Here is a 20,861-nt window from a genome sequence, read left to right as displayed (position 1 = left end):
GCCGGTTCGAGTCATCAGATTCTTGAATCTGAACCGCCCCTTTGCGTCAACAGCTCAATTCGCCATCCTCAGCCGGCGATCTGATATTGCCGCACCGGATGGCGGATCATCGCATCGATATCGATGCCATCGAGAATCCAATGCAGCTGCTCTGTCGTCAGCGTCACCACCGCAGTCTCTCGGCGGGGCCATCGGAACCTGTCTTCCGTCAATTTCTTCAGGACCATCACAAAACCGGACCGATCAAAGAACAGGAGCTTCACCCGGTCGCGACGGCGATTACAAAAGGCAAAAACCGCAGGAGCAAAGGGATCCAGCGCCATCGTCTCCTGGACCAGGACCGCGAGGCTGTTGATGCCGGCCCGAAAGTCGATCGGCTCACGATGCAGGTAAACCTGGAGATCAGCGCCAAGTCTGAACATGACCCAGCGCTCCTATTATTGCTGCCAACCCATCGACATCACTGCATTCCACCGTCACGCTCACCCCGTTCGGCAGTGAAGCGCTCAGCTTGGCCGCACAAGACAGCCTCTTGATGCTTTTATCCAAGCTGCTGCGCTGCACTGGCAGGCTCCGATCGGGACCGACCTGAACCGGAACGAACGCCGGACCCGCAGGCACAGGATGACCAAGCCGCTTGGCCCTCTGTATCCATTTCCGAAGGAGATTGACATTAACGCCGTGTTCAAGCGCAAGCCGCGATACCGAGACACCCGGTTCAAGACAGGCTGCAACAAGACGATCTACCGAAGCTGGGTCATATCGACGTCGTCCGTCACTACCCACAAGCCGCACCCGCAGTCTTTGCTCATCTTCTTCCATGATTTGGTGTCCACCTATTTTGGTGGACACTTCATGCCTGAGAGCACTGCGCTTCAGAAGGTGCGCAGAAATTCGCGCTTACGATTCAGCTGCGAGCGACGGAGGACAATGAAGAAAAGTCCATCGTGGAAACGTCTCATCACCAACTGCGCGCATGCCTACATTAGCTTCGGGATGAACCCGCATGTCGTTCGGCCATCACAACGAAGAGGTAACCGCTGCTCCCAAGGGACCACACCAGGGGCGGGTTTCCGGTGGCGGGGAGGGCGTGGCAAAAAGGGCCTTCCTGGGGTAGGCATATCGAAGATCACAGGGGCTTCAATGAGGTTCTTTACGAAATATAAAGCTGCTTGAGGATGAAGGCGGGTCAGAGAAGGCAAATCTGCCTCCTGCGGCTTCGCTGTCTCGCTGCTACTACGGGTTTAGCGGCGATGCTTAGGCCCCAAATTCCTGCGGGTGCGCCTTACAAAGCTGATGGCCGAATGGCGAGAGTCGTTGTGAAATTGTCGTCACGAGAGTAAAGATCGTTGAGAAGACGAGTGGCCGCAAGACGTGAACTCTATATCACTCTCTTCGCGAAGATTATTCGTCAAGAGCTCCATTTCGAATCAACAGGTAGCGGATCCGGACAGCATCGCACAGCAACGTATATTGAACTTGCGGCCATTTTAAACGATCCCTTCAAGGGCGTTTCGCGCGTCGAAGTGTCTCTTTCAGAGGCGATGGAGGAGAGCCAAGGCAGATCACATATGGGAATGGTGCATAGAATGAAGCCGGTGATCTATGTGAGCCTAGTGGCGGACACTACGGCATTTGACCGTTTGGTGCCGGCTATCACTGCGCAGCGGTTAACTGATTTACATCTAACAATCGAACCGCCGCGGTATGGCAAGGCTTGGGTTCTAAATTGGCAACTGCGGACTGCACCTGAATTAGAATAGCAAAAGCTTTGGGATGCTAAAGTCACGTTCGTCATGCCGTCTCCGATACTTGGGCGGACTGAGGCACCTATATGACGCCCTAATGAGTTCTACTGCGCCCGCCTTTGAATCGACCGTCTTGACATGGCCGGGCATTATCCGAATGGCAGTCCCGGATCCTAACAACGGTTCATCGAACCTGTGAAGGCCTGCACAAAATGCTTAGTGATGCTAAAGCCCGGAAGCTAGAGCCGAACGCCAAACCTGTTTGTGATGGGACTATCGTCGGCCTCTATCTTGTCCCCAGCAGTACGACCGGTAGCGGAAAATGGATCTTGCGTTTCGTGTCGCCGACGAGCGGAAAGCGTCGTGAGATGGGGCTTGGCAGCTATCCGAACACCACGATCCGAGACGCCAGAGCCAAAGCATTTGAGGCTAGAAGTGTGATCGACAGCGGAAGAGATCCGCTTGACACTCGCAGGGACCGGGATCGGAAGGCTGCCCGGCTGGCGGCAGTCCCGACCTTCGAGAAAGCGGCGCGATTACACCACGCCGACAGGGCCGAGGGGTTCCGCAACCGGAAGCATATTGACCAGTGGATCAATACGCTAGAGCGATATGTCTTCCCCAAAATCGGAAAGAGCCTGGTCAACGCACTCGGTCCAACCGACTTTGCTGCTTGCCTAAAACCAATCTGGCTCTTGAAGCCCGACACTGCCTCGCGCATCAAACAGCGCTGCAATGAAGTGATGAACTGGGCCGCTGCCAATGGGTACATAGTTGCAAGCCCCGTGGGGGTCGTCGATAAGCTTCTGCCCAAGCAGCCGAGCAAACGAGAACGTGTCGCGCATCAGCCCGCCCTCCCATGGCGGGACTTACCAAACTTCTTCTCCGACGTCCTTCATGCCGGAGTGCCGAAGGCGCCCCACCAAATGCTGGAGCTCCTAGTCCTGACCGCCTGCCGCTCGGGCGAAGTCAGTCAGATGCAATGGAGCGAGATCGACTTTTCCGACGCGATCTGGACGGTGCCCGCAAAACGCATGAAAGCGAAGGTCATTCACCGCGTGCCGCTCACCCCAAGAGGCATCGAGATCCTTGAAAGCCGGCTTAAGAAATCGGAAACTGGTGAAGGGTTGGTATTCCCTTCACGAAAGAACACGCCGATGAGCGATATGGCGCTCACCAAAATTCTCCGGGACAAGGCGGTTAAGAGCGATACGCCAGGCCGCATCGCTACCGCTCATGGCTTCCGCTCAAGCTTCAGGGATTGGGCGTCTGAGAACGGATACTCTCGCGATGTTGCGGAGCGTGCGCTCGCCCATACTGTCAAGAATGCGGTCGAGGCCGCATACCATCGTACAGACCTTATCGATCAACGGCGTGTCATGATGTCGGCGTGGGAGGCTTTCTGCCTAGGAAGGTGACGACCCCGATCCTGCGCAGAGACAAGATCAGAAAGAGCTTGCCGGCCGCGTTACTATGTAACTTTTCGGTCATCGCTCTGCTCGCTAGTCATCAAGTAGATTGGAACGACAGCGTCGGACCTCGTCAGCCCGCGATAGAGTAGCAAGGCCGATTCCGAATACTGCCGCTATAACAAGTCGCCCTGGGGCATAACGTACGCTGCTACTGGCCACTTCCAATCGGGCTTGAGGTTGTCGGAATGCAGTTAACTGCGATCCTCATAAATCCCGGCCACCGAAGTGACGGACCTAACCGGACTGACCGTGCCAGGCCCTTTCATGCTCGCAGGTTCCCACCAATGGTGACGGACTTCACCAACGCCGACGCCTGGGAGGGTGGCGGTTGATCACCAGATCACCCAGCTTGAAAGCCGGGCTCACCTGATTGACCGAAGACAAACTGTGTAGCGATGGCTGGATCGAAATCCGCCACCGGCCATTCCGCCGATATCCCAATAGATTGCTGCGGCCATCTCCCGCCTGTTACAAATCCTGGGAGCACCAATGCTGCAGGCGTACCAACCCCAGTCAGTTGACAGGGCAATCCATGCATGGTTGTAAGCATACTTGTAGGAAGAGAGGAAGTTTCGTGGAAATAGAAAATACGATGCTCCCCGGCGTGTTGATCCTTAGACCTTCGCGCTTTGGGGATAGTCGAGGCTTTTTCAGCGAAAGCTGGAGTGAGCAAAGGATGCGAGATGCCGGACTCGCCTTCCATTTCGTGCAAGATAACCATTCGATGTCAGTTTATGCCGGGACGGTGCGTGGAATGCACTTTCAGTCGCCACCTCACGCACAGGCGAAGCTCGTGCGCTGCGGTAGGGGCCGACTGCTGGACGTTGCGGTCGATATCCGCAAGGGATCACCGACATTTGGAAAACATGTGGCAGTCGAGTTGAGTTTCGACAATGGGCGGCAACTGTTAATTCCTCGTGGTTTCCTGCACGGGTTCGTCACACTCGTCCCAGAGACTGAGATCATTTATAAGTGTGATGACTACTATGCTCCCGAGTGCGACGGGGGAGTGCGCTTCGATGATCCTGATATCGGTATCGAATGGGGCATTGATCCCGAGAAAGCGGTACTATCGGATAAGGACCGTGCGGCTCCCCTTCTCAAGGACTTTGTTTCGCCGTTCGCATGGGAGGAGTAAGGCGATGAAAATCCTAGTTACAGGTGGTGCAGGCTTTATCGGCTCTGCGGTAGTCCGCCAAGCGATCGCCGCAGGACACCAGGTGGTTAACGTCGATGCCCTGACCTATGCAGCTTGTCTAGACAACGTAGCATCGGTCGCCGACAATCCGAACTATGCTTTCTATAACGAAAGTATCGGGAATCGCGGAGCGATGAATCGCGTTCTCGCGGAGACGTGCCCCGATGCAGTTATGCATCTGGCCGCCGAGAGCCACGTTGATCGCTCGATCGATGGACCCGGCCTCTTCATCGAAACGAATATTACAGGAACGTACACGCTTCTCGAGGCTGCCCGAGCTTATTGGGAAGCAAACAGCAAGCCTGCCGGTTTTCGATTCCACCATGTCTCCACCGACGAGGTCTATGGTTCGCTCGGGGCAGACGGCATGTTTACCGAAGACACGCCTTACAGTCCGCGTAGTCCGTACTCGGCGTCCAAGGCGGCGTCAGATCATCTGGTGCGCGCGTGGGGAGAAACCTACGATCTTCCGGTTCTAGTGACGAATTGTTCTAACAACTACGGTCCATACCATTTTCCCGAAAAGCTAATCCCCGTCGTGATTCTCAACGCGTTGGCAGGTAAACCGATCCCCGTCTATGGGGCAGGCGAGAACATCCGTGATTGGCTTTATGTTGAGGACCACGCGGACGCACTTATCACGGTGCTGACGCGCGGAACGGTGGGTCGGACTTACAACATCGGAGGTGAGAACGAGGTGCGTAATATAGACTTGGTGCGCACCATCTGCGGATTGCTCGATGAATTGCGACCCAAAGCTTCCTCCTACAGTGACCAGATCACTTTTGTGACCGACCGGCCAGGTCATGACTGGCGCTATGCGATCGATCCGCGGCGCATTCGCGAGGAGCTTGGATGGCGTCCTAAGGTAACGCTCGAAGAGGGACTTCGGCGCACGGTTCGCTGGTATCTAGAGAATCAGGGTTGGTGGTCCGCGCTTCAGGCTCGTCACGGAGTCGGAACGCGGCTGGGAGCACGGTAGCCGATCACAGCGTCTATGGAATCAAGGTTGACACGGGGCGAAACTCTTTTGGCGCGCTCCTCAACCACTTACCTCTCGGTGGCCGTGGAGTGGCAAGTTGTGCGCAATTTGGGGTAAGCGACGCATCTGCGGAACGGTCATTATTAAATATGGAGACTGAAATGCGGATGCTGGTTTTTGGACAAACAGGACAGGTTGCAAGTGAATTGCAGCGCTTCACGGGAATAACAGCCTTAGGACGCGACGAGGCGGATTTGAACGACGCCGACGCCTGTATAGCAAGAGTACGCGAGGCATCGGCCGACGTCGTGATAAATGCTGCTGCATATACCGCAGTCGACAGCGCTGAGAGCGATGCGGCCCAGGCCTACAGAGTGAACGCGGAGACCGTTGGCTCCATCGCGCGTGTCGCGGCTGAGCGTGGACTTCCGTTTCTGCATATCTCGACCGATTACGTTTTCGATGGCACAGGTGAACGCCCGTGGCGTGAAGTGGACAAAACGGCCCCGCTAAGCGTCTATGGCTCCTCCAAGCTCAGCGGGGAAGGGGCTGTACAGGCCGCTGGCGGCTGTCACGCGATCCTGCGTACGTCATGGGTAATCTCGGCCCACGGAAAGAATTTCGTTAAAACAATGTTGCGCTTGGGGGCCGAGCGAAAGGTAATCCGCGTGGTCGCCGACCAGACCGGGGCACCTACCTGCGCGCGCGATATTGCCGCGACATTAGTAGAGATGGCACGGCAGCTGCGCAATGATCCGTCCAAAGCCGGAATCTATCACTATTCGGGCGCTCCCGATATAACTTGGGCTGGTTTTGCGCGCGAGATTTTCAGGCAGGCGGATCTAGATTGCAGGGTTGAGGATATCCCTTCCGCAGCCTACCCTACAGTAGCGAAAAGGCCAGCCAACTCAAGGCTGGACTGTGGCAAGATCGAGATGGTCTTTGGTGTAACGCGCCCCGACTGGCGGGTCGGACTATCTGATATATTGACCGATTTGAAGGTGAGCTAACGAATGACTTCGATAGATTCAGTACGGCGCAAGGGTATCATTCTAGCAGGGGGATCGGGCACGCGGCTCTATCCTATCACCTTGGGCGTCTCAAAGCAGCTCATGCCAGTCTACGACAAGCCGATGATCTACTATCCTCTATCGGTGTTAATGCTAGCGGGTGTTCGTGATATCTGTATCGTCACTACGCCTGAGGATCAGTCGCAATTTAAGCGGGCCCTGGGGAGCGGGCGCCAATGGGGCCTGAATTTTGCCTATGTCGTGCAGCCTTCCCCCGACGGTCTTGCCCAAGCCTATATCTTGGCCGAGGAGTTCTTAGATGGGAGCCCTTCAGCGATGGTGTTGGGCGACAACATCTTCTTTGGCCACGGATTGCCGGAACTTCTAAAGGAGGCGGACGCCAACATGGGCGGCGGCACGATCTTCGGCTACCACGTGAAGGACCCAGAGCGTTACGGCGTGGTGGATTTTGATGATGAAGGCAATGTGCGCTCGATCATCGAAAAGCCGGAGGTGCCGCCATCCCACTACGCAGTTACGGGCCTCTACTTTTTAGACGAGACAGCTCCCAAGCGCGCCCGCACCGTAAAGCCATCGCCCCGCGGCGAGCTAGAAATTGTCACGCTTTTGGAGAGTTATCTTGCGGACGGCTCACTGCGGTTGAACCGCATGGGTCGCGGCTATGCTTGGCTTGACACCGGCACCCATGCATCGCTTCTCGATGCGGGCAATTTCGTTCGCACACTCCAGAACCGTCAAGGGCTGCAAACCGGCTGCCTTGAGGAGATCGCCTTTTTACAGGGCTGGATTAGCGCGGCCGAGCTTGAGGCGCTAGCCAAGCCCCTTCAGAAGAGTTGGTATGGCCAGTATCTCATGAGCGTGCTCTCGTAGTTCGAACGGCGGGAGGAGCGCCTATGATTACCGTTTCTGTAGTCAGCCACGGACATGGACACATGGTGGCACGACTTGCGGAGCAGTTGCTGACGTTACCTCAGGTCTCATGCGTTGTCGTAACTCTCAATATAGAGGAGACGCTGGACCTGCCGCGGGAGCCTCGCCTGCGTGTCGTGCGTAACACAGCACCCCGTGGATTTGGCGCCAATCACAACGCCGCCTTTGAGCTATGCAAGACCCCGTTTTACTGCGTCGCCAACCCTGACATCGAGTTGCGCCTCGACCCGTTTCCCGCCCTGCTGCAGGCGCTGAACGATCCAAGCGCTGCGGTTGCAGCCCCCTTGGTGCTTGGCCCAGAGGGGCAAATTGAAGATAGTTGGCGCAGGTTTCCAAGCCCGCTCGACCTGGGGCTTAAGCTCTTCTCCTTCCATCGAGGGACTTATCCTGAAGCAGTGCGGTATTCGACATTCGAGCCGGACTGGGTTGGCGGCATGTTCTTGCTCTTCAAGTCCAAGGAGTATCTGACCCTCAGGGGGTTTGATCAGGAGTTTTTCCTCTATTACGAGGATGTGGATATCTGTGCACGGATTCGTGGCAACGGCCAGAAGGTTGTCGGCTCTACGGAAGCAGAGGTCGTGCACAGGGCGCAGCGCGCAAGCTGGCGCCATTGGGGTTATTTTTCATACCACTTAGCTTCGATTCTGCGCTATTTCACGCGCGATTGGCGGCGTGTCTTTCCGGCCGTGTTACGCCGATCTCGGCGCGGCGCGCGTGCAAGGTGATCTGGACAAACGGCTTGACCGAAAGTGACTAAAGTTGCAAACGTCGCAGGCATAATTAGCAAAGTCGCTAACACGAAGAGTATGCAACGCGTGCACACGAGAGAAAATAACTTTGATTTTTTGCGGCAACTCGCGGCTTTTCTTGTGATCCTCGGTCACTCGCAATCGCTCACCGGAGGGCTTCATACCGGCCTCTGGGGCCACGGCATTGCGACGGTTGGAGTGATCGTCTTCTTCGCGTTGAGCGGCTACCTGGTTACGCAAAGTTGGCAGCGCGACCCCTCCTACATTTCATTTATCACAAAACGTTCGTTGCGAATATTTCCTGCTCTCGCCATGTGTGTCGTGCTGACCGTTTTTTTCCTTGGTCCCGTTTTCACGACCGTGCCTTTGCAAGAGTATTTCCGTAACCCAAATACCCAGACATATCTCTCGAACATCTTGCTTCTACCACGGTATAACCTACCCGGCGTCTTCGTGGGGAATACCTATCCCAATGCCGTCAACGGATCGCTTTGGAGCCTCCCGGTTGAGTTTGCCTGCTACCTGCTAATTGTCACGATCGCAGTTGGTCGCAAAAGAGCGCATCCACTGGCGGTAGCGGCGCTTTGCTTTGTGCTCTACGGCACTTCGCTGTGGTACTCTCAGTTGCGCCAGGGACCACAGATCATCCTATGGGGCACTGACCTCGGACAAGCAACTTCCATCATGCCCTTCTTTGTGGCAGGTGCGTTGCTCTGCGTCCTCCGCGACAAGCTTCATCTTCGCTGGTACCTAGCGCTTGCCATGGCGCTAGGGCTTACTGCTGTGCAGCTTTATGTCCCCGGATTTCCCATCCATCAAATCACTTGGATTTTCGTTCCTTATATCGTGCTGACTATTGGCTGGGCGAGCACACCGGTATTGCGTAGGTTTGGCCGATTTGGAGATCCCTCTTACGGGATGTATCTTTACGCGTTTCCAATACAACAGGCACTTGTATCTTTCAGCGGCAACAATCTCAGTACTGTTGCGCTCACTTTTTTAACCACGCCTATCGCGGCGGCTCTCGGGTTGCTGTCTTGGCACTTCCTTGAAAAACCCGCACTGGCGCTTAAAGCCAGAATTGGGCTCTCGTCCACTCGCCTTCAACGAGAAGGGGCTTAGCTAAGTGATGGGCATACGCCTTGACGCCCCGAGGGGCCGGGCCGTTAGCAGACAGGACAAGAATCTGGCGTTGGAGGGGCTGCGCGGCATCGCCTGCCTAAGCGTCTTCCTATGCCACTTCCTGTTTTCCTTCTTTCCATACCTGACAATCAATTTAAGCCGTGGTTCAGAATTGCCCCGCGCCTTCCGCTGGGAGGGTGTCGCCAGTCTTCCCATCTTCACGGTCTTTTACAACGGCAACTTCGGTGTGGCGATTTTCTTCGTTATGAGCGGCTATGTTCTTACAAGCCGGTACTTCCTCTCCGAAGACCAGCGGGTACTCGCCTATGGAGCAGCGAAGCGCTATCTGAGACTCGGCCTGCCGGCAGCTGTGTCGATTATTCTGGCTTGGGCGCTCTCCGCCGCCGGAGGGATGTTTAACCAAAAGGCCGAGATCATCGAAGCTGCGGGATGGCCACTAGCCTTCTATAAGGAGCCGGTTTCGTTTTGGGCTGCGTTCTCGGATGCGGTATATGGTGCTGCCGTCTTTGGAAGAACAGAACTCAATTCACCGCTCTGGACGATCCAGATCGAGTTGATCGGTTCGCTCCTGCTCTTTTCAACCTACTCACTCTTTGGTGTGCGCTATAGTCTTGTTAATCTGGCATTCTTCGCAGGCGCTCTGCTAATAGTCTTCCCCAATTTACTCGCGCAGATCCACTGCCTAACGATATTTGCCGGTAGCTTGCTGAATTACCTTCGCTTCGAGCGGTTTAGAAGCGCTTGGATCTGTGTCTTCTTGCTTTCTACTGGCTTGGTTTTTGGTGCTTATGACTATTCCGCCTGGTTCGATTGGCTCCGAATCTTTCCTATACCGACATTGGGGAGTCCCGTCGTCGACCTAGCGCAAAATGACCGATATGCGTTCAACGCAATCGGCGCAGTTCTGGTCGTCGCGGGGTTGCTCAGTTCGGCGCGAATGAGCGGACTGTTCGCCTCAGATGTCGTTGCATGGTTCGGTCGGCTCTCCTTTTCCATCTATCTCTTGCATTGGCCAATCATCTGTTCCCTGGGATTTGGGATGATGTATGCGCTCAGGGTGAGGGCAGGCTGGAATTATGAGGCTGCCGCCCTTCTAACGTTCTGCATCTCCCTACTCGCTACGCTAGGGGTGGCATCACTTTTTGAGAGATACGTTGATAGCCCTTCACAAAAACTTGCTGGACTTTTCGCAAAGGACGTCCTAGCGCCACTGCGATTTCGCGACCTTCGCCCCCTTGAGAAATCTGCTGCTTCGACAGCATCCAAAGACCACGTGGATAGAAAGCAAAATGCAAAATGATTGAAACCAAGAGGCCCACTTGCATTGTTACGGGCGGAGCAGGCTTCATCGGATGCGCTCTTAGTAGTGAGCTGACACGTCGCTTCGAGCGAGTAATTGCAATAGACTCTATGCATCCGCAGGTACACACATCGGTAGACCGGCCAAAGGCGTTGGCGGCGGCAGTCGAATTTGTGGTCGGCGACGTCGCGGAGACAGATACATGGGAGCGTGCACTCGACGATGCGTCTCCTTCTTGTATTGTTCACTTGGCGGCGGAAACTGGTACGGGTCAGTCCCTGAACCAATCAACTCGCCATGTGTGGGCAAACCTAATGGGCACTAGTGTCATGCTAGACACCTTGTCTCGCAGGGGCATCGTCCCTGATCAGTTCATCCTGACGTCCAGTCGCGCAGTTTACGGCGAAGGTGCCTGGCGAAACGCTGATGGGATCTTGGTCTATCCAGGGCAGCGCGACAAGGCACAACTCGAAGCCGGCCAGTGGGATTTCCCCGGGCTGACCTTCGAGGAATTCTCATTTGGAAAGACCGTTCCGGCACCCACCAACATCTATGCCGCGACGAAGCTAGCACAGGAGCATATCCTTTCCGCGTGGGCCTTAGCTCACGGCAGCTCACTCGACATTGCGCGCCTCCAGAATGTTTATGGCCCCGGTCAAGCGCTACAGAATTCTTACACGGGGATTGTTTGTCTATTTGCGCGTCTCTCACGTGCCAAGGAACGTATCGAACTCTATGAGGACGGAGAGATGCTGCGGGATTTTGTTTTCATCCAGGACGTCGCATCTGCCCTTCTAGCGGCGATCGATGCTCCCCATGAGGGCATCCGCTCCTTTGACGTGGGTTCTGGGCAACGCAGCACGCTGGCTCAAGCCGCTCATATTCTCTCCCGTCACTATGGGGCACCAGAGCCGCGCGTGAGCGGCGCGTATCGGCATGGGGACGTGCGCCACGCCGCCTGCGATATCGCACCAACTTTACAGGAGCTAGCCTGGGCTCCACGCTGGCCGCTCGAAAAAGGCCTCCTTGCATTGTGCGATTGGATGGAAGAGTATGAAAGCCGGAACTGACGCCGTACTGCGTGTTCAATCGATTCTCTATCGCACAGATACTGAGAGCCTGAGATTGAGCTTTCTCGCAATGGCTCACGCCGCCAAGATGCTGAAGATTCATGGTCTCGTCGGGCAGATCCATTTAGCCTACGGGGATTGCTCGCCCTCTCCGATTTTGTCCGATGCTCTCCTGGAGCGATGGCATGAAGAGGTTGGTCTGGCAGATGATCTTCAGGTTGAGTACCACTTTTTCGATGCTAACCTCGGATCGGCGCGCGGTCACAACACGCTAATGAGCAAGGCGAAAGGTCCGCTTGCCAAGGACGGAACTGGCGGCTTTCTCGCCATAATGAATCCGGATGTTAAGCTTGCTGGAAACGCGTTCTTGCAGCTCGTTAAGACATTGCTTCGTCCAGGTGTGGGGATGGTAGAGGCGCGGCAATTGCCTATAGAGCATCCTAAGCACTATGACGAGGAGAGCGGTGAGACTTCATGGGCTTCAACCGCAACGGCCGTGACAACCTCAAAAGTCTACTGGGATTTGGACGGTTTCGATGCCGAAACATTTTTCTTGTACTGCGACGACGTCGACTTTTCGTGGCGGGTGCGCGAACTGGGCTACAAAGTGGTCTTCCAGCCCGGTGCAGTGATCTTCCACGACAAGCGCCTCTCGCTGGACGGCAGTTGGGCGGCTTCCGAGGCCGAAGCCTACTATTCCGCCGAGGCCGCGCTTTTGCTCACGCATAAATGGTCCCGCTCTGATCTAACGAACAAGTATCTCAACTACTTCCAGACATGCGCTGATCCCGTGCTAGCGAGAGCGGCAACTGAGTTTGAGAGACGCCGCGATAGCCAAACGCTACCGGTACCACGCACAAGCGCCCGCGAGATCGCCCAATTCGTCGGGCTCGAATACGCAAAGCACAGATTTTAGAAGGTGCCCCAACACTATGGCCTTTACCTATGACAATCCATTTGGCCGCGAGAATGTGTACGGCCATTCGGTAGATTTGCTCCGCCGATTAGTGAGCACCTCGGCTCCTGGAGCCGTGCATCTCGATGTCGGATGCGGTTTTGGAGCTATCGCCCCGAGCATTAGGGCCATGGGTTTGCACTATGTCGGAGTTGATCTTGATACAGACGGATTGGAACGCCTAAAAGAACAGGGTTTTGAGGCCCATAAGCTCGAACTTACCAACGCGGATGAAACGCATAGGGCGCTCAACGCTGTGCTCGCTGGGAGACGCTTGGCGTCTATCACAATCTTGGACACCTTGGAGCATGTTCTCTCGCCGTTGGATGTAATGCGCGCCCTACGCAAACTCGCCTCACAGGACAGCGTGCCAATTATCATCAGCGTGCCCAACATCACCCATACTGAGATCGCAGTGCGGATGGTAACCGGAAAGTTCGACTACACGCTCGATGGTGTGCTAGACCATACCCACATCGTGAACTTCTCTCCGTCGACATTGCATCGGATGGCGCGCCAAGCGGGTCTGGTGGAAGTGGAAGCCTTTGACACAAAAGTCGTCGAGGCCTATCGAAACATGCACCAAGACAAAAACGCGCTGTCTCTCTGCACGTCGTTTTACAGTTTGGTGTCCTATATACGGGGCAATGCGGATGAGACGGCAACCAGTTACCAGCTTGTCCGCGCCTTCGTACCAGGTCCCGCGCACGAGGATAATCCTTGGTTCGTGGAGCCGAGCAAACAACCAGACCGGCCATTTCTAACGATTGTCATACGCACAATTGGAACGGAAACGTTCACTTTGCGCGATACGTTGGCGTGTTTGGCCGGTCAAAGCTGCTTAGATTTCGATGTGCTCCTCATGGGACACAAATTGGATAGACAACGCCAGATAGCGGTCGAGGAAGTACTACAGGACCAGCCGGACTTCCTGCGCCAGCGGATCAATTTCGCCCTTGTCAATGAGGGCGGACGCTCCCGCCCGTTGAACGTGGCATATAAGACCGCGAATGGACGCTACATTGTCACATTGGACGACGACGATCTCGTATTTGGAAACTACGTCGAGACTTTTCGGAAGATGTATGACGCTAAACCTGGCCGGCTGCTTAGGGCGAGGTGCGGGGTCCAGACAGCGCGAAAATCCTATGTGGACGGCGGAGGCCCAGCTGCAATCTCCACAGGTCCAGTCGAGCCCAAATACCCGGCCGACTTCAACCTGCTCGATCACTTGCGAGATAATTTCACTCCTTGCATGTCTGTCGCCTATCCACGTGAGGTTGTACATAATTTTGGTCAGGAGTTTGACGAGTCGCTTAGTACAGCCGAGGATTGGGACTTCATGATGCGGTCGTACTTCCTCGTTGGCATTGCGACTTCCCCAGAGATCACAAGTATCTACCGTCGCTGGGAAGACAAGCCCACATCCGCCCAAGCTCATGCGCAGGAAGAATGGCTGACCAATCGCAGCATCATTATTCAGAAGCATGACGCGCTTCCTGTTATTCTCTCGGCTGGCACTTTGAAGGAATTGCGTAGCTTCTACGAAGCAGCGCTAACTCAGGGCTTTGCCGTTTCCGCGGAACCGCAATCAGCCACCATATCGCGGTTGCACACGCGAATCAGAAGAAAGTTGGGACGCATCAAGGCGCGTCTCCTACAAATCTAAATTTGGCAACGATGGTCGATACCGACGATTGGTGAAGGGGAAAAGATCTTGAGATGGTTTCGTAGCAATACTCGGACAACAGAGGATGTTCCGTTGGAAGATCCGACTTGCATCAGGCGTGAATCTCTGGATGAGGCTGCGCTGCGAAAATCGCTAGAGACCCTTTTTCAAACGATGTTCAAGCGTTTCCCCGATGAAGCAGCGCTAAGCTACTACACGGAACGATACAAATCTGGCATTGATCTGGGGAATATAGTTCTGGAATTGGCGGGGTCCGAAGAGTACAAGACTTGGGCCCGAAACCGACTATTCGTACCGCCTGGCCATTTCTATTCGCCGATTGTCGACAAGTTCGAGGCAACGACCTATTTTGACCGCGAGCGAGGCGCTCCCGTGCCGGACGCGATCGCGGGGGTGACCGTCGATCGCTCCGCGCTACTGGATCTGTGGAATAAGCTTGTACCGCTTATGCATGACAACCCGTTTCCCGCCGAGAAATCGGAAGATTTTCGATATTACTTCGGAAATCCGAATTTCTCCTATGGGGACGGCAGTGTCTGGCATGCAATGTTGCGCTATTTGAAGCCAAAGCGCGTCATCGAGATAGGCTCTGGGTATTCGTCTGCCAACTTGATTGACACGATCGAACGCTATTTTGACCATGACGTAGAGTTGACATTCGTTGAGCCCTTTCCAGAGCTCTTGCGAAACCTGATCGGTGATGCACCGGGCCGCGCACGGATTCTGCCCAATCCGGTTCAAGACTGCGACTTGGGCGTATTTCGGGCGTTGGAGGCCGGCGATATTCTCTTCATTGATTCAACCCACGTGCTACGCACCGGGAGCGATGTGTGCTTCGAACTGTTCGAAATCCTGCCTGTACTCGCCGACGGAGTTATCGTGCATATCCATGATATGTTCTGGCCATTTGAGTATCCCGAACAATGGGTCATTGATGACAACCGCTCTTGGAATGAACTCTATGCCGTGCGGGCATTGCTCACCGGAAATCCAGAGTGGAAGGTCATTATGTTCAATGACTATATTGCCAAGACTGCGAAGGATCTGGTGGAGAATACCTATCCGATCTTCCTGAACAATCCGGGTGGCGGGCTTTACCTCGAGAAACGGGCGCCGGCCTAGACGGGCACCTGTGGCATGTCACTGCTCAGCCGTATTTTTCATCCCAAGCGGCACGCCAAGCATTCATTCGATTCTGGATAATGGTATCATATGTGTTGAGTGCTTTCATACGTTCGGCTTCATCAAGAGCACGCAACGGCGTTCGGTATAGGGATGTCGTCTTCGGCACAAAGACGAACTCTGCTCGGTGCGTGTATTTTTGCCACAAAGCCCAATCTTCGAGCATATCGAGGTCTTCGTCGAAACCTCCCCGTTCCTCGTAGAGGCCACGTTCGAAAAGAACAGCCTGAATAGGTAGATAGTTGCGCGTCTTCAGCGCTTCCGGATCAAGCGGAGAAGCCATGAATTGATGTGTTATAGGAAGCTCGACTTTGAAGTCGGCGCCTCGATCGGAAAGTCTTTGGCTGGGTATATCAAATGCCAAGCTATAAGCGCCGCGCGCCCCCTCGTTTGCCAGGGCAGCCGAGATGAGAGTTTCGACGTGATCGCAGTAAAACTGATCGTCATCATCGAGAAAGATACAATAATGTCCTGTGGCTCGCGCCAAAGCCAGATTAGCGGCGTCTGAGCGCCCCGTCTTGTTGCCCGTGACGTAAATGACATCGCGACCGGTACGTCGGGCAAAGTCCATGACCGCCGGCCCAAGCGTGTCACCACGATCCTCAGATATCAAATGTTCAATGTTTGGATAAGTCTGGTTCGCTACGGACCTCATTGCTTGCAGCAGAAGCGCTTCTCGACCCTTGTAGCTACGGGTAATAATTGAGACCTTCGGCATTACGCTAGGTAGTGGACCAGCTTCATGAAAAGCGCCGCGGCGCGCCACATCGTAGTCGAAGAACGCAAAAGGGAAAGGAGCGTTGGTCCGGTGCGAAATATTATACCACAAAGCTTTAGGAGCCTTCCGCAGCAGTTTTGCGAGCGTGCGTAAATGTTGCATTCGCGCGGTCGTAAAGCGTGGACGAAGTATCAGAAGCACCGCCGCCAAGGGCGCGACCAAGAGGATATCGAGGAAGCCGCCATAGCGCAGACGGATGTAGAGGTTCGCAAAGGTTGAACCAATATACTGAATAGGCTTAACCTCGGCCGCTGCTTTATAGGTGTGATGATAAACTACTGCATGCGGATTATAACGTAGGACGAAACCGTTCGCCCGGAGTCGATACGACAATTCAACGTCCTCGCCGTACATGAATAAATCGTCGCAGTATCCGCCTATTTCTTCAAATGCGCTCCGGCGAAATAGTACGCAAGCGTGGGAGTTCCAGTTGGTGGCGCCGGTGAGGGGCTCGTAGACCTTAGGGTGTTCATAAGGTTTTTGACGCATTTCCCACGCCGCAGCTTTGGAGGTATCGGCAACTGCATGAGACACAAGACGACGGAGGGAGGATGGTTCGAACGTCAAGTCCACGTTAGTCACTAGGATAAAGTCGCTGCGGCCTGCTCTCACCCCCGTATTGTGCCCCCCGCCAAAGCCAAGATTTTGTTGCTCGATCAAGCAAGCGTCGATTCCCACCTTGCTTAACCTCGAAATCACCTCGCGAATGCGCAAGCAGGTTTCGTCAGTTGAGGCATTATCGACAAATCGGACGTGCAGCTTGTCTTTAGGATAGTCCAACGCGTTGAGCGCATCACTGAAGTCAGAGAGCCATTTTTGTGAATTATAGGTTACCGCACTTATATCCACGTCGGGCAAGCGATTGTCGTCAAAAAGCGCAAGCATCGCACTCGGCAGTGCATCCCATTCGGAGCCGTGGCGCATCAGCGTGTTGAACGCCCGCGTATTGACACGCGAGACGAACACGCCTTGCCGACTGCGCAAAATCCACCTTCGTGCGTAGAGCAAGGGTAGCTTTAGGAAATTCGGCAACGCCTTAAATACAGCGCGCGCCAGCTCGATATTGATGACCATTCAATTTGCGCTCCTAGCCCGGCATTGTCTCAGCGCCTAGTTTCCTACAGACGCTCTAAGCCAATGTATTGCATCGGGACGCCAACCAAGCCGGTAGTCACGGACGTGGAATGCGACTTGAAGCCGATCGCGTCGTGTAGCCAGCAGTGTTGTGTATGCTCAAGCTGAGTTCCATCCGCCACAGCCAGAGAAAGAGTGTAGTCACCCCGCGGCAACATCGGCATCTGAAAAACAAACTTGGCCTTCAGCCGTTCCCCTGCGGGGACTATGATCGGCCGGTCCTTCTGGCTGATATAGGTGTTGTCACCGAAAAGTATTTGGCCAAGACGGTCACGAACAACAAACCCGACAATGGGGCGGGCCAGTTCCGTTATCGCACTTACTTCAACGTGCAACTGAACAGATTCACCACCGATTATCCATGATAGTAAAGTGCCGTCTTGATCCGTAAGCTGTCCACCAAGGATCTTCGCTCCTCCAGCTCCGAATCCCGAAGCCTTTTCGTCGAAAGTAAAGACTTCGATATCATTTCGGAACCTGCTGCCATTAATGATGTCCGCTCGCATGTCGCGCATAGTGCCTACGGAGATGTTCGGCTTTCGACTGTCGTTCTGCGAGGTGGCTGGAGGTTCGACTTGCTTTATTGTCACCCCTTGCATGCTTTCGTATTGTTTCTGAAGGTATGCCTCCGAGATCGCTTTAGGGTGGCCCTGTCCCATGAGCTTTCCCGCCTCTAGCCACACCGCATGGTTGCACAGGTTCACCACCGCACCAGTGTCGTGGCTAACAAAGAGAACCGTGCCTGTTTCCATAAATTTGCGTAGAAATCGCATGCATTTCTGGACGAAGAACGCGTCTCCGACGCTAAGCGCTTCGTCAATCACCAGAATGTCGGCATCCACATGGGCGATGACCGCAAATGCCAGTCTGACCATCATGCCGCTCGAATAAGTTTTGACCGGTCGATCGATAAAATCGCCGATCTCCGAAAACGCGTGAATGGAGTCGAACTTTGCGTCAATTTCCGGTTCGCTAAGACCAAGAATCGTCCCATTCATGTATACGTTCTCGCGGCCGGTAAACTCAGGATTGAACCCTGAGCCCAGCTCCAAAAGAGCCGCGACACGCCCGTTGACCTCGACCCTTCCTTCCGTCGGAGTTAGAGTACCGCAGATAATCTGCAGCAGTGTAGATTTACCTGATCCATTGCGTCCGACAATTCCAACCGTCTCCCCTTTGCGCAACTCAAATGAGATGTTCTCTAGTGCCTTAAATTCCCGGCTATATGACTTTGGTTTCATGCCTAACAAAACACGCAGCCTACCAAGGAGCATCTCCTTAAGTCGGTCCGAAGGCCGCTCATGGATCTTGTAGGTCTTTCCAAGTTGCGTCGCCCGAATAGCAAATTCAGACGTACCCGCCTCCTCGAAGACAGCGGTTCTCACTGCATCAGAGCACATCGTTGAAGCCTCGGCGCGTTTTCTGAAAGAACACAAAACCCGCCCACATACATATGAAGCTGATTATACTGTAGGTCAGCAAGCCGGCCCAATTAGGCAGATTGCCAAAAATCAGCACGGCGCGGGTCTCCTCGATAATGAAGGTCAACGGGTTAAGCAGCATCACCCATTGCAAATTCACGGGTAACGAAGACATCGGGTAGAATACCGGCGACATGAAAAGTAAGACCGTGGTCAAGATCCCGATGGTCTGAGCGACATCACGCACGAAAACTCCAAGCGAACTCAAAAACCACGCGAACCCCATCATCATCATCGCGAGGGGCAAAACTACAACCGGGATGAGTAGCACCGTCCAATGGAAAAATCCGTTGAGTGCGAGAAAAGCTGTAGCGAGTACAATGATGCTAATCACCATGTGAAAAACGGCCGCGAGCAAGCTAGCAACCGGCAATACCTCCAACGGGAAGATGACCTTTTTGACGTAGTTCGTATTGTTCAAGACAAGTGCGGGTGCCCGGTTCACCACTTCGGCAAAAAATGCGTGTACCAACAAGCCCGCAAACAATACTAGAGCAAATTCGCTCCGGCTGTCGCCTGTTCCCTCTCCCCATCGAGCCTTAAACACAAACGAAAAGACGAATGTATAGACAGACAGTAGCAGAAGGGGGTTGAAGAACGACCAACCAAGCCCCAGGAACGATCCCCTGTAGCGGCTGATGACATCCATTCGCGCAAGTTTGAAAATCAGATGCCGATGGGCCAGGATTGACTTAAATAGCGCGCTTGGCGACGTAAGATGAGGTCTATGCGGATCCATCGGAACGCCCTTTACGCTTTAGAGATTGCAAGATGTGGCGCCTTCAAGGCTTTGTACCTTCCGTCCCGAGGGCGAAACCGCAAAACCGGGATCGCGGTGACTACAAGCTCCGGCTTTTTTCAAAATTGAGGGGGTTTTGCAAGCCGTACTTGAACTTGTGGGCAGAATAGCGGCTCGCTGTCCGGCTAATCCGTCGAAATGGATCGACTGCGGCAGGTTCCACGCTGAATAATCGTCGCCAACCTGACGCAATCCCCAAGCGTGTTGGGGTGGGTGTAGATCCGACGAGTAGCCGAATTGAAGCTGACGACTAAGGAAAGCGTAGCGGACGGACAGTCAATCCGCTCTCGAGCGTTCATTTCCCGCCAAAATATCCGCGCCCTTGGCGAGATTGATCCCCGTATACGGAGAGACGAAAATATGGCGGAGAAAGGCGCTAAGCGCCGCTAGGCCGCGCAAGCCATCGCGTATCTCATCCTTCATGCATTTTCCTCGAGGGTACCTTAGATCACACTGCAAGCGGGCCCGCAATCAAGCAAAGCCCTCAATCCTTATCATCAAGGCGAGTGGGTGCCCCTTTTGGCTTATCGGGGTAGAAACGTCTGAACCACGTCGGGCGAAATAAGCGCCATCGCCAGCAAAATCAGAATGCCGAACTGGCCGATGCGAGCACTGGACGTGAACAGGCCGAGAATCCCAATGACGGTGATGAGTGTCCACTCGCCGGTGATTTCATAGCTGATCGTCGACATCAGCAGTGTGGCAACCAGCGCGTAGCCGCAGGCGCGAAGAACGCGCGGAACTGTTACCACTAGGTAGTTCCAAGTCTCGTCGTCAAGAAATGGCGCCTCTGCATTCTGCTGGTCCATGCTCATGCGCAACTCCTCTTTACATAGCAAGATTCGAATACCACGAATGCGTGAGCAGTTGCAATCGTGAGACGCACTCACAATTTGTGACAATCTGCGACATCCCACTCATCCGACTTTCCCGATGCTTAGGCAGTCTGATTGAAGCAGGAGCGTGTCCGAGGTGTCCAATTTCTTCAGTAAACTTTATCCTACAAGGTCATCCAGGCTGGCCTCCCCGGCGTGACAAACATCGTTGTTGGGCTTGATCTAAAGATCAAAAGTACTGAACTGCGGAGCATTCACGTTTCTTAACATCCGGAGATTTATGTGGACTGACCTTGCCCCGTTGAAATAATCCATTTTGAAGTAAGCTCTGGCCCATTGAGAGGACCAGGGAATGAAGCGCAGCCGTTTCACAGACGAACAGA

Annotated in this window: 19 protein-coding genes; 13 read left to right on the top strand and 6 right to left on the bottom strand. The window is 54.4% G+C overall.

Features of this window, described 5'->3' with window-relative positions; genetic code table 11:
* Window positions 1–68: 68 nt before the first annotated feature.
* A complete protein-coding gene (tnpB, locus tag FHX16_RS30845; protein ID WP_113451388.1) occupies window positions 69–422 on the bottom strand; it encodes an IS66 family insertion sequence element accessory protein TnpB in 354 nt (117 codons plus the stop codon).
* Window positions 403–822: an IS66-like element accessory protein TnpA gene (gene tnpA, locus FHX16_RS30840; protein ID WP_113451387.1), complete on the bottom strand. Its 420-nt coding sequence runs from the start codon at window positions 820–822 to the stop codon at window positions 403–405. Before tnpA ends, tnpB begins: the two co-directional genes overlap by 20 nt.
* Window positions 823–1,361: 539 nt before the next feature.
* On the opposite strand from tnpA, the gene FHX16_RS30835 reads away from it, so the two are divergent.
* The 13 genes from FHX16_RS30835 (at window position 1,362) to FHX16_RS30775 (ending at window position 15,390) form a co-directional block, all read left to right on the top strand.
* A complete protein-coding gene (locus FHX16_RS30835) occupies window positions 1,362–1,763 on the top strand; it encodes a hypothetical protein (RefSeq protein ID WP_259132131.1) in 402 nt (133 codons plus the stop codon).
* Between the two features lie 197 nt (window positions 1,764–1,960).
* Window positions 1,961–3,166, top strand: coding sequence for a site-specific integrase (locus tag FHX16_RS30830; protein ID WP_259132129.1), 1,206 nt, complete (start codon window positions 1,961–1,963; stop codon window positions 3,164–3,166).
* A 628-nt stretch (window positions 3,167–3,794) separates the two neighbouring features.
* Complete coding sequence (rfbC, locus tag FHX16_RS30825; protein ID WP_259132127.1) at window positions 3,795–4,358, top strand: dTDP-4-dehydrorhamnose 3,5-epimerase; 564 nt, start codon at window positions 3,795–3,797, stop codon at window positions 4,356–4,358.
* 4 nt (window positions 4,359–4,362) lie between these two features.
* Window positions 4,363–5,400: a dTDP-glucose 4,6-dehydratase gene (gene rfbB, locus FHX16_RS30820; protein WP_259132125.1), complete on the top strand. Its 1,038-nt coding sequence runs from the start codon at window positions 4,363–4,365 to the stop codon at window positions 5,398–5,400.
* Between the two features lie 161 nt (window positions 5,401–5,561).
* Complete coding sequence (rfbD, locus tag FHX16_RS30815) at window positions 5,562–6,410, top strand: dTDP-4-dehydrorhamnose reductase (protein ID WP_259132123.1); 849 nt, start codon at window positions 5,562–5,564, stop codon at window positions 6,408–6,410.
* A 3-nt stretch (window positions 6,411–6,413) separates the two neighbouring features.
* Window positions 6,414–7,301 carry a glucose-1-phosphate thymidylyltransferase RfbA gene (rfbA, locus tag FHX16_RS30810; RefSeq protein WP_259132121.1) on the top strand — a complete coding sequence of 296 codons (888 nt, stop codon included), beginning with the start codon at window positions 6,414–6,416 and terminating at the stop codon, window positions 7,299–7,301.
* 23 nt (window positions 7,302–7,324) lie between these two features.
* A complete protein-coding gene (locus FHX16_RS30805; protein ID WP_259132119.1) occupies window positions 7,325–8,086 on the top strand; it encodes a glycosyltransferase in 762 nt (253 codons plus the stop codon).
* An 81-nt stretch (window positions 8,087–8,167) separates the two neighbouring features.
* Window positions 8,168–9,232: an acyltransferase gene (locus FHX16_RS30800; protein WP_259132117.1), complete on the top strand. Its 1,065-nt coding sequence runs from the start codon at window positions 8,168–8,170 to the stop codon at window positions 9,230–9,232.
* Window positions 9,233–9,239: 7 nt separating this feature from the next.
* A complete protein-coding gene (locus FHX16_RS30795; RefSeq protein ID WP_259132135.1) occupies window positions 9,240–10,553 on the top strand; it encodes an acyltransferase in 1,314 nt (437 codons plus the stop codon).
* Window positions 10,550–11,623, top strand: coding sequence for an NAD(P)-dependent oxidoreductase (locus FHX16_RS30790; RefSeq protein ID WP_259132115.1), 1,074 nt, complete (start codon window positions 10,550–10,552; stop codon window positions 11,621–11,623). Before FHX16_RS30795 ends, FHX16_RS30790 begins: the two co-directional genes overlap by 4 nt.
* Window positions 11,607–12,539, top strand: coding sequence for a glycosyltransferase family 2 protein (locus tag FHX16_RS30785; RefSeq protein ID WP_259132113.1), 933 nt, complete (start codon window positions 11,607–11,609; stop codon window positions 12,537–12,539). Before FHX16_RS30790 ends, FHX16_RS30785 begins: the two co-directional genes overlap by 17 nt.
* Before the next feature lie 16 nt (window positions 12,540–12,555).
* Window positions 12,556–14,247 carry a methyltransferase domain-containing protein gene (locus FHX16_RS30780; RefSeq protein WP_259132111.1) on the top strand — a complete coding sequence of 564 codons (1,692 nt, stop codon included), beginning with the start codon at window positions 12,556–12,558 and terminating at the stop codon, window positions 14,245–14,247.
* 93 nt (window positions 14,248–14,340) lie between these two features.
* On the top strand, window positions 14,341–15,390 hold the full coding sequence (locus FHX16_RS30775; RefSeq protein ID WP_259132109.1) for a class I SAM-dependent methyltransferase: 1,050 nt from the start codon (window positions 14,341–14,343) through the stop codon (window positions 15,388–15,390).
* 25 nt (window positions 15,391–15,415) lie between these two features.
* Here the strand turns inward: FHX16_RS30775 and FHX16_RS30770 are convergent, their stop codons facing one another.
* The 4 genes from FHX16_RS30770 to FHX16_RS30755 all read right to left on the bottom strand — a co-directional run bounded on the left by FHX16_RS30770 (window position 15,416) and on the right by FHX16_RS30755 (window position 20,457).
* Entirely contained in the window at window positions 15,416–17,302 is a 1,887-nt protein-coding gene (locus tag FHX16_RS30770) for a glycosyltransferase family 2 protein (protein ID WP_259132107.1), read from the bottom strand.
* A 44-nt stretch (window positions 17,303–17,346) separates the two neighbouring features.
* On the bottom strand, window positions 17,347–18,747 hold the full coding sequence (locus FHX16_RS30765) for an ABC transporter ATP-binding protein (protein WP_259132105.1): 1,401 nt from the start codon (window positions 18,745–18,747) through the stop codon (window positions 17,347–17,349).
* 4 nt (window positions 18,748–18,751) lie between these two features.
* Entirely contained in the window at window positions 18,752–19,582 is an 831-nt protein-coding gene (locus tag FHX16_RS30760) for an ABC transporter permease (protein WP_259132103.1), read from the bottom strand.
* A 584-nt stretch (window positions 19,583–20,166) separates the two neighbouring features.
* Complete coding sequence (locus FHX16_RS30755; protein ID WP_259132101.1) at window positions 20,167–20,457, bottom strand: hypothetical protein; 291 nt, start codon at window positions 20,455–20,457, stop codon at window positions 20,167–20,169.
* Between the last annotated feature and the right edge of the window lie 404 nt (window positions 20,458–20,861).

The organism is Rhizobium sp. BK661, from assembly GCF_024808825.1.
In the GTDB taxonomy this organism is placed as follows: domain Bacteria; phylum Pseudomonadota; class Alphaproteobacteria; order Rhizobiales; family Rhizobiaceae; genus Rhizobium.
The sequence above is the reverse complement of the archived record's forward strand: the minus strand, read 5'-3'. Positions and strand labels throughout refer to the sequence as shown.

Coding starts and splice junctions, on each gene's coding strand:
- tnpB (WP_113451388.1), bottom strand. CDS start 422: ATGTTCAGACTTGGCGCTGATCTCCAGGTTTACCTGCATCGTGAGCCG.
- tnpA (WP_113451387.1), bottom strand. CDS start 822: ATGGAAGAAGATGAGCAAAGACTGCGGGTGCGGCTTGTGGGTAGTGAC.
- FHX16_RS30830 (WP_259132129.1), top strand. CDS start 1,961: ATGCTTAGTGATGCTAAAGCCCGGAAGCTAGAGCCGAACGCCAAACCT.
- rfbB (WP_259132125.1), top strand. CDS start 4,363: ATGAAAATCCTAGTTACAGGTGGTGCAGGCTTTATCGGCTCTGCGGTA.
- rfbD (WP_259132123.1), top strand. CDS start 5,562: ATGCGGATGCTGGTTTTTGGACAAACAGGACAGGTTGCAAGTGAATTG.
- rfbA (WP_259132121.1), top strand. CDS start 6,414: ATGACTTCGATAGATTCAGTACGGCGCAAGGGTATCATTCTAGCAGGG.
- FHX16_RS30805 (WP_259132119.1), top strand. CDS start 7,325: ATGATTACCGTTTCTGTAGTCAGCCACGGACATGGACACATGGTGGCA.
- FHX16_RS30800 (WP_259132117.1), top strand. CDS start 8,168: ATGCAACGCGTGCACACGAGAGAAAATAACTTTGATTTTTTGCGGCAA.
- FHX16_RS30795 (WP_259132135.1), top strand. CDS start 9,240: ATGGGCATACGCCTTGACGCCCCGAGGGGCCGGGCCGTTAGCAGACAG.
- FHX16_RS30790 (WP_259132115.1), top strand. CDS start 10,550: ATGATTGAAACCAAGAGGCCCACTTGCATTGTTACGGGCGGAGCAGGC.
- FHX16_RS30785 (WP_259132113.1), top strand. CDS start 11,607: ATGAAAGCCGGAACTGACGCCGTACTGCGTGTTCAATCGATTCTCTAT.
- FHX16_RS30780 (WP_259132111.1), top strand. CDS start 12,556: ATGGCCTTTACCTATGACAATCCATTTGGCCGCGAGAATGTGTACGGC.
- FHX16_RS30770 (WP_259132107.1), bottom strand. CDS start 17,302: ATGGTCATCAATATCGAGCTGGCGCGCGCTGTATTTAAGGCGTTGCCG.
- FHX16_RS30760 (WP_259132103.1), bottom strand. CDS start 19,582: ATGGATCCGCATAGACCTCATCTTACGTCGCCAAGCGCGCTATTTAAG.
- FHX16_RS30755 (WP_259132101.1), bottom strand. CDS start 20,457: ATGAGCATGGACCAGCAGAATGCAGAGGCGCCATTTCTTGACGACGAG.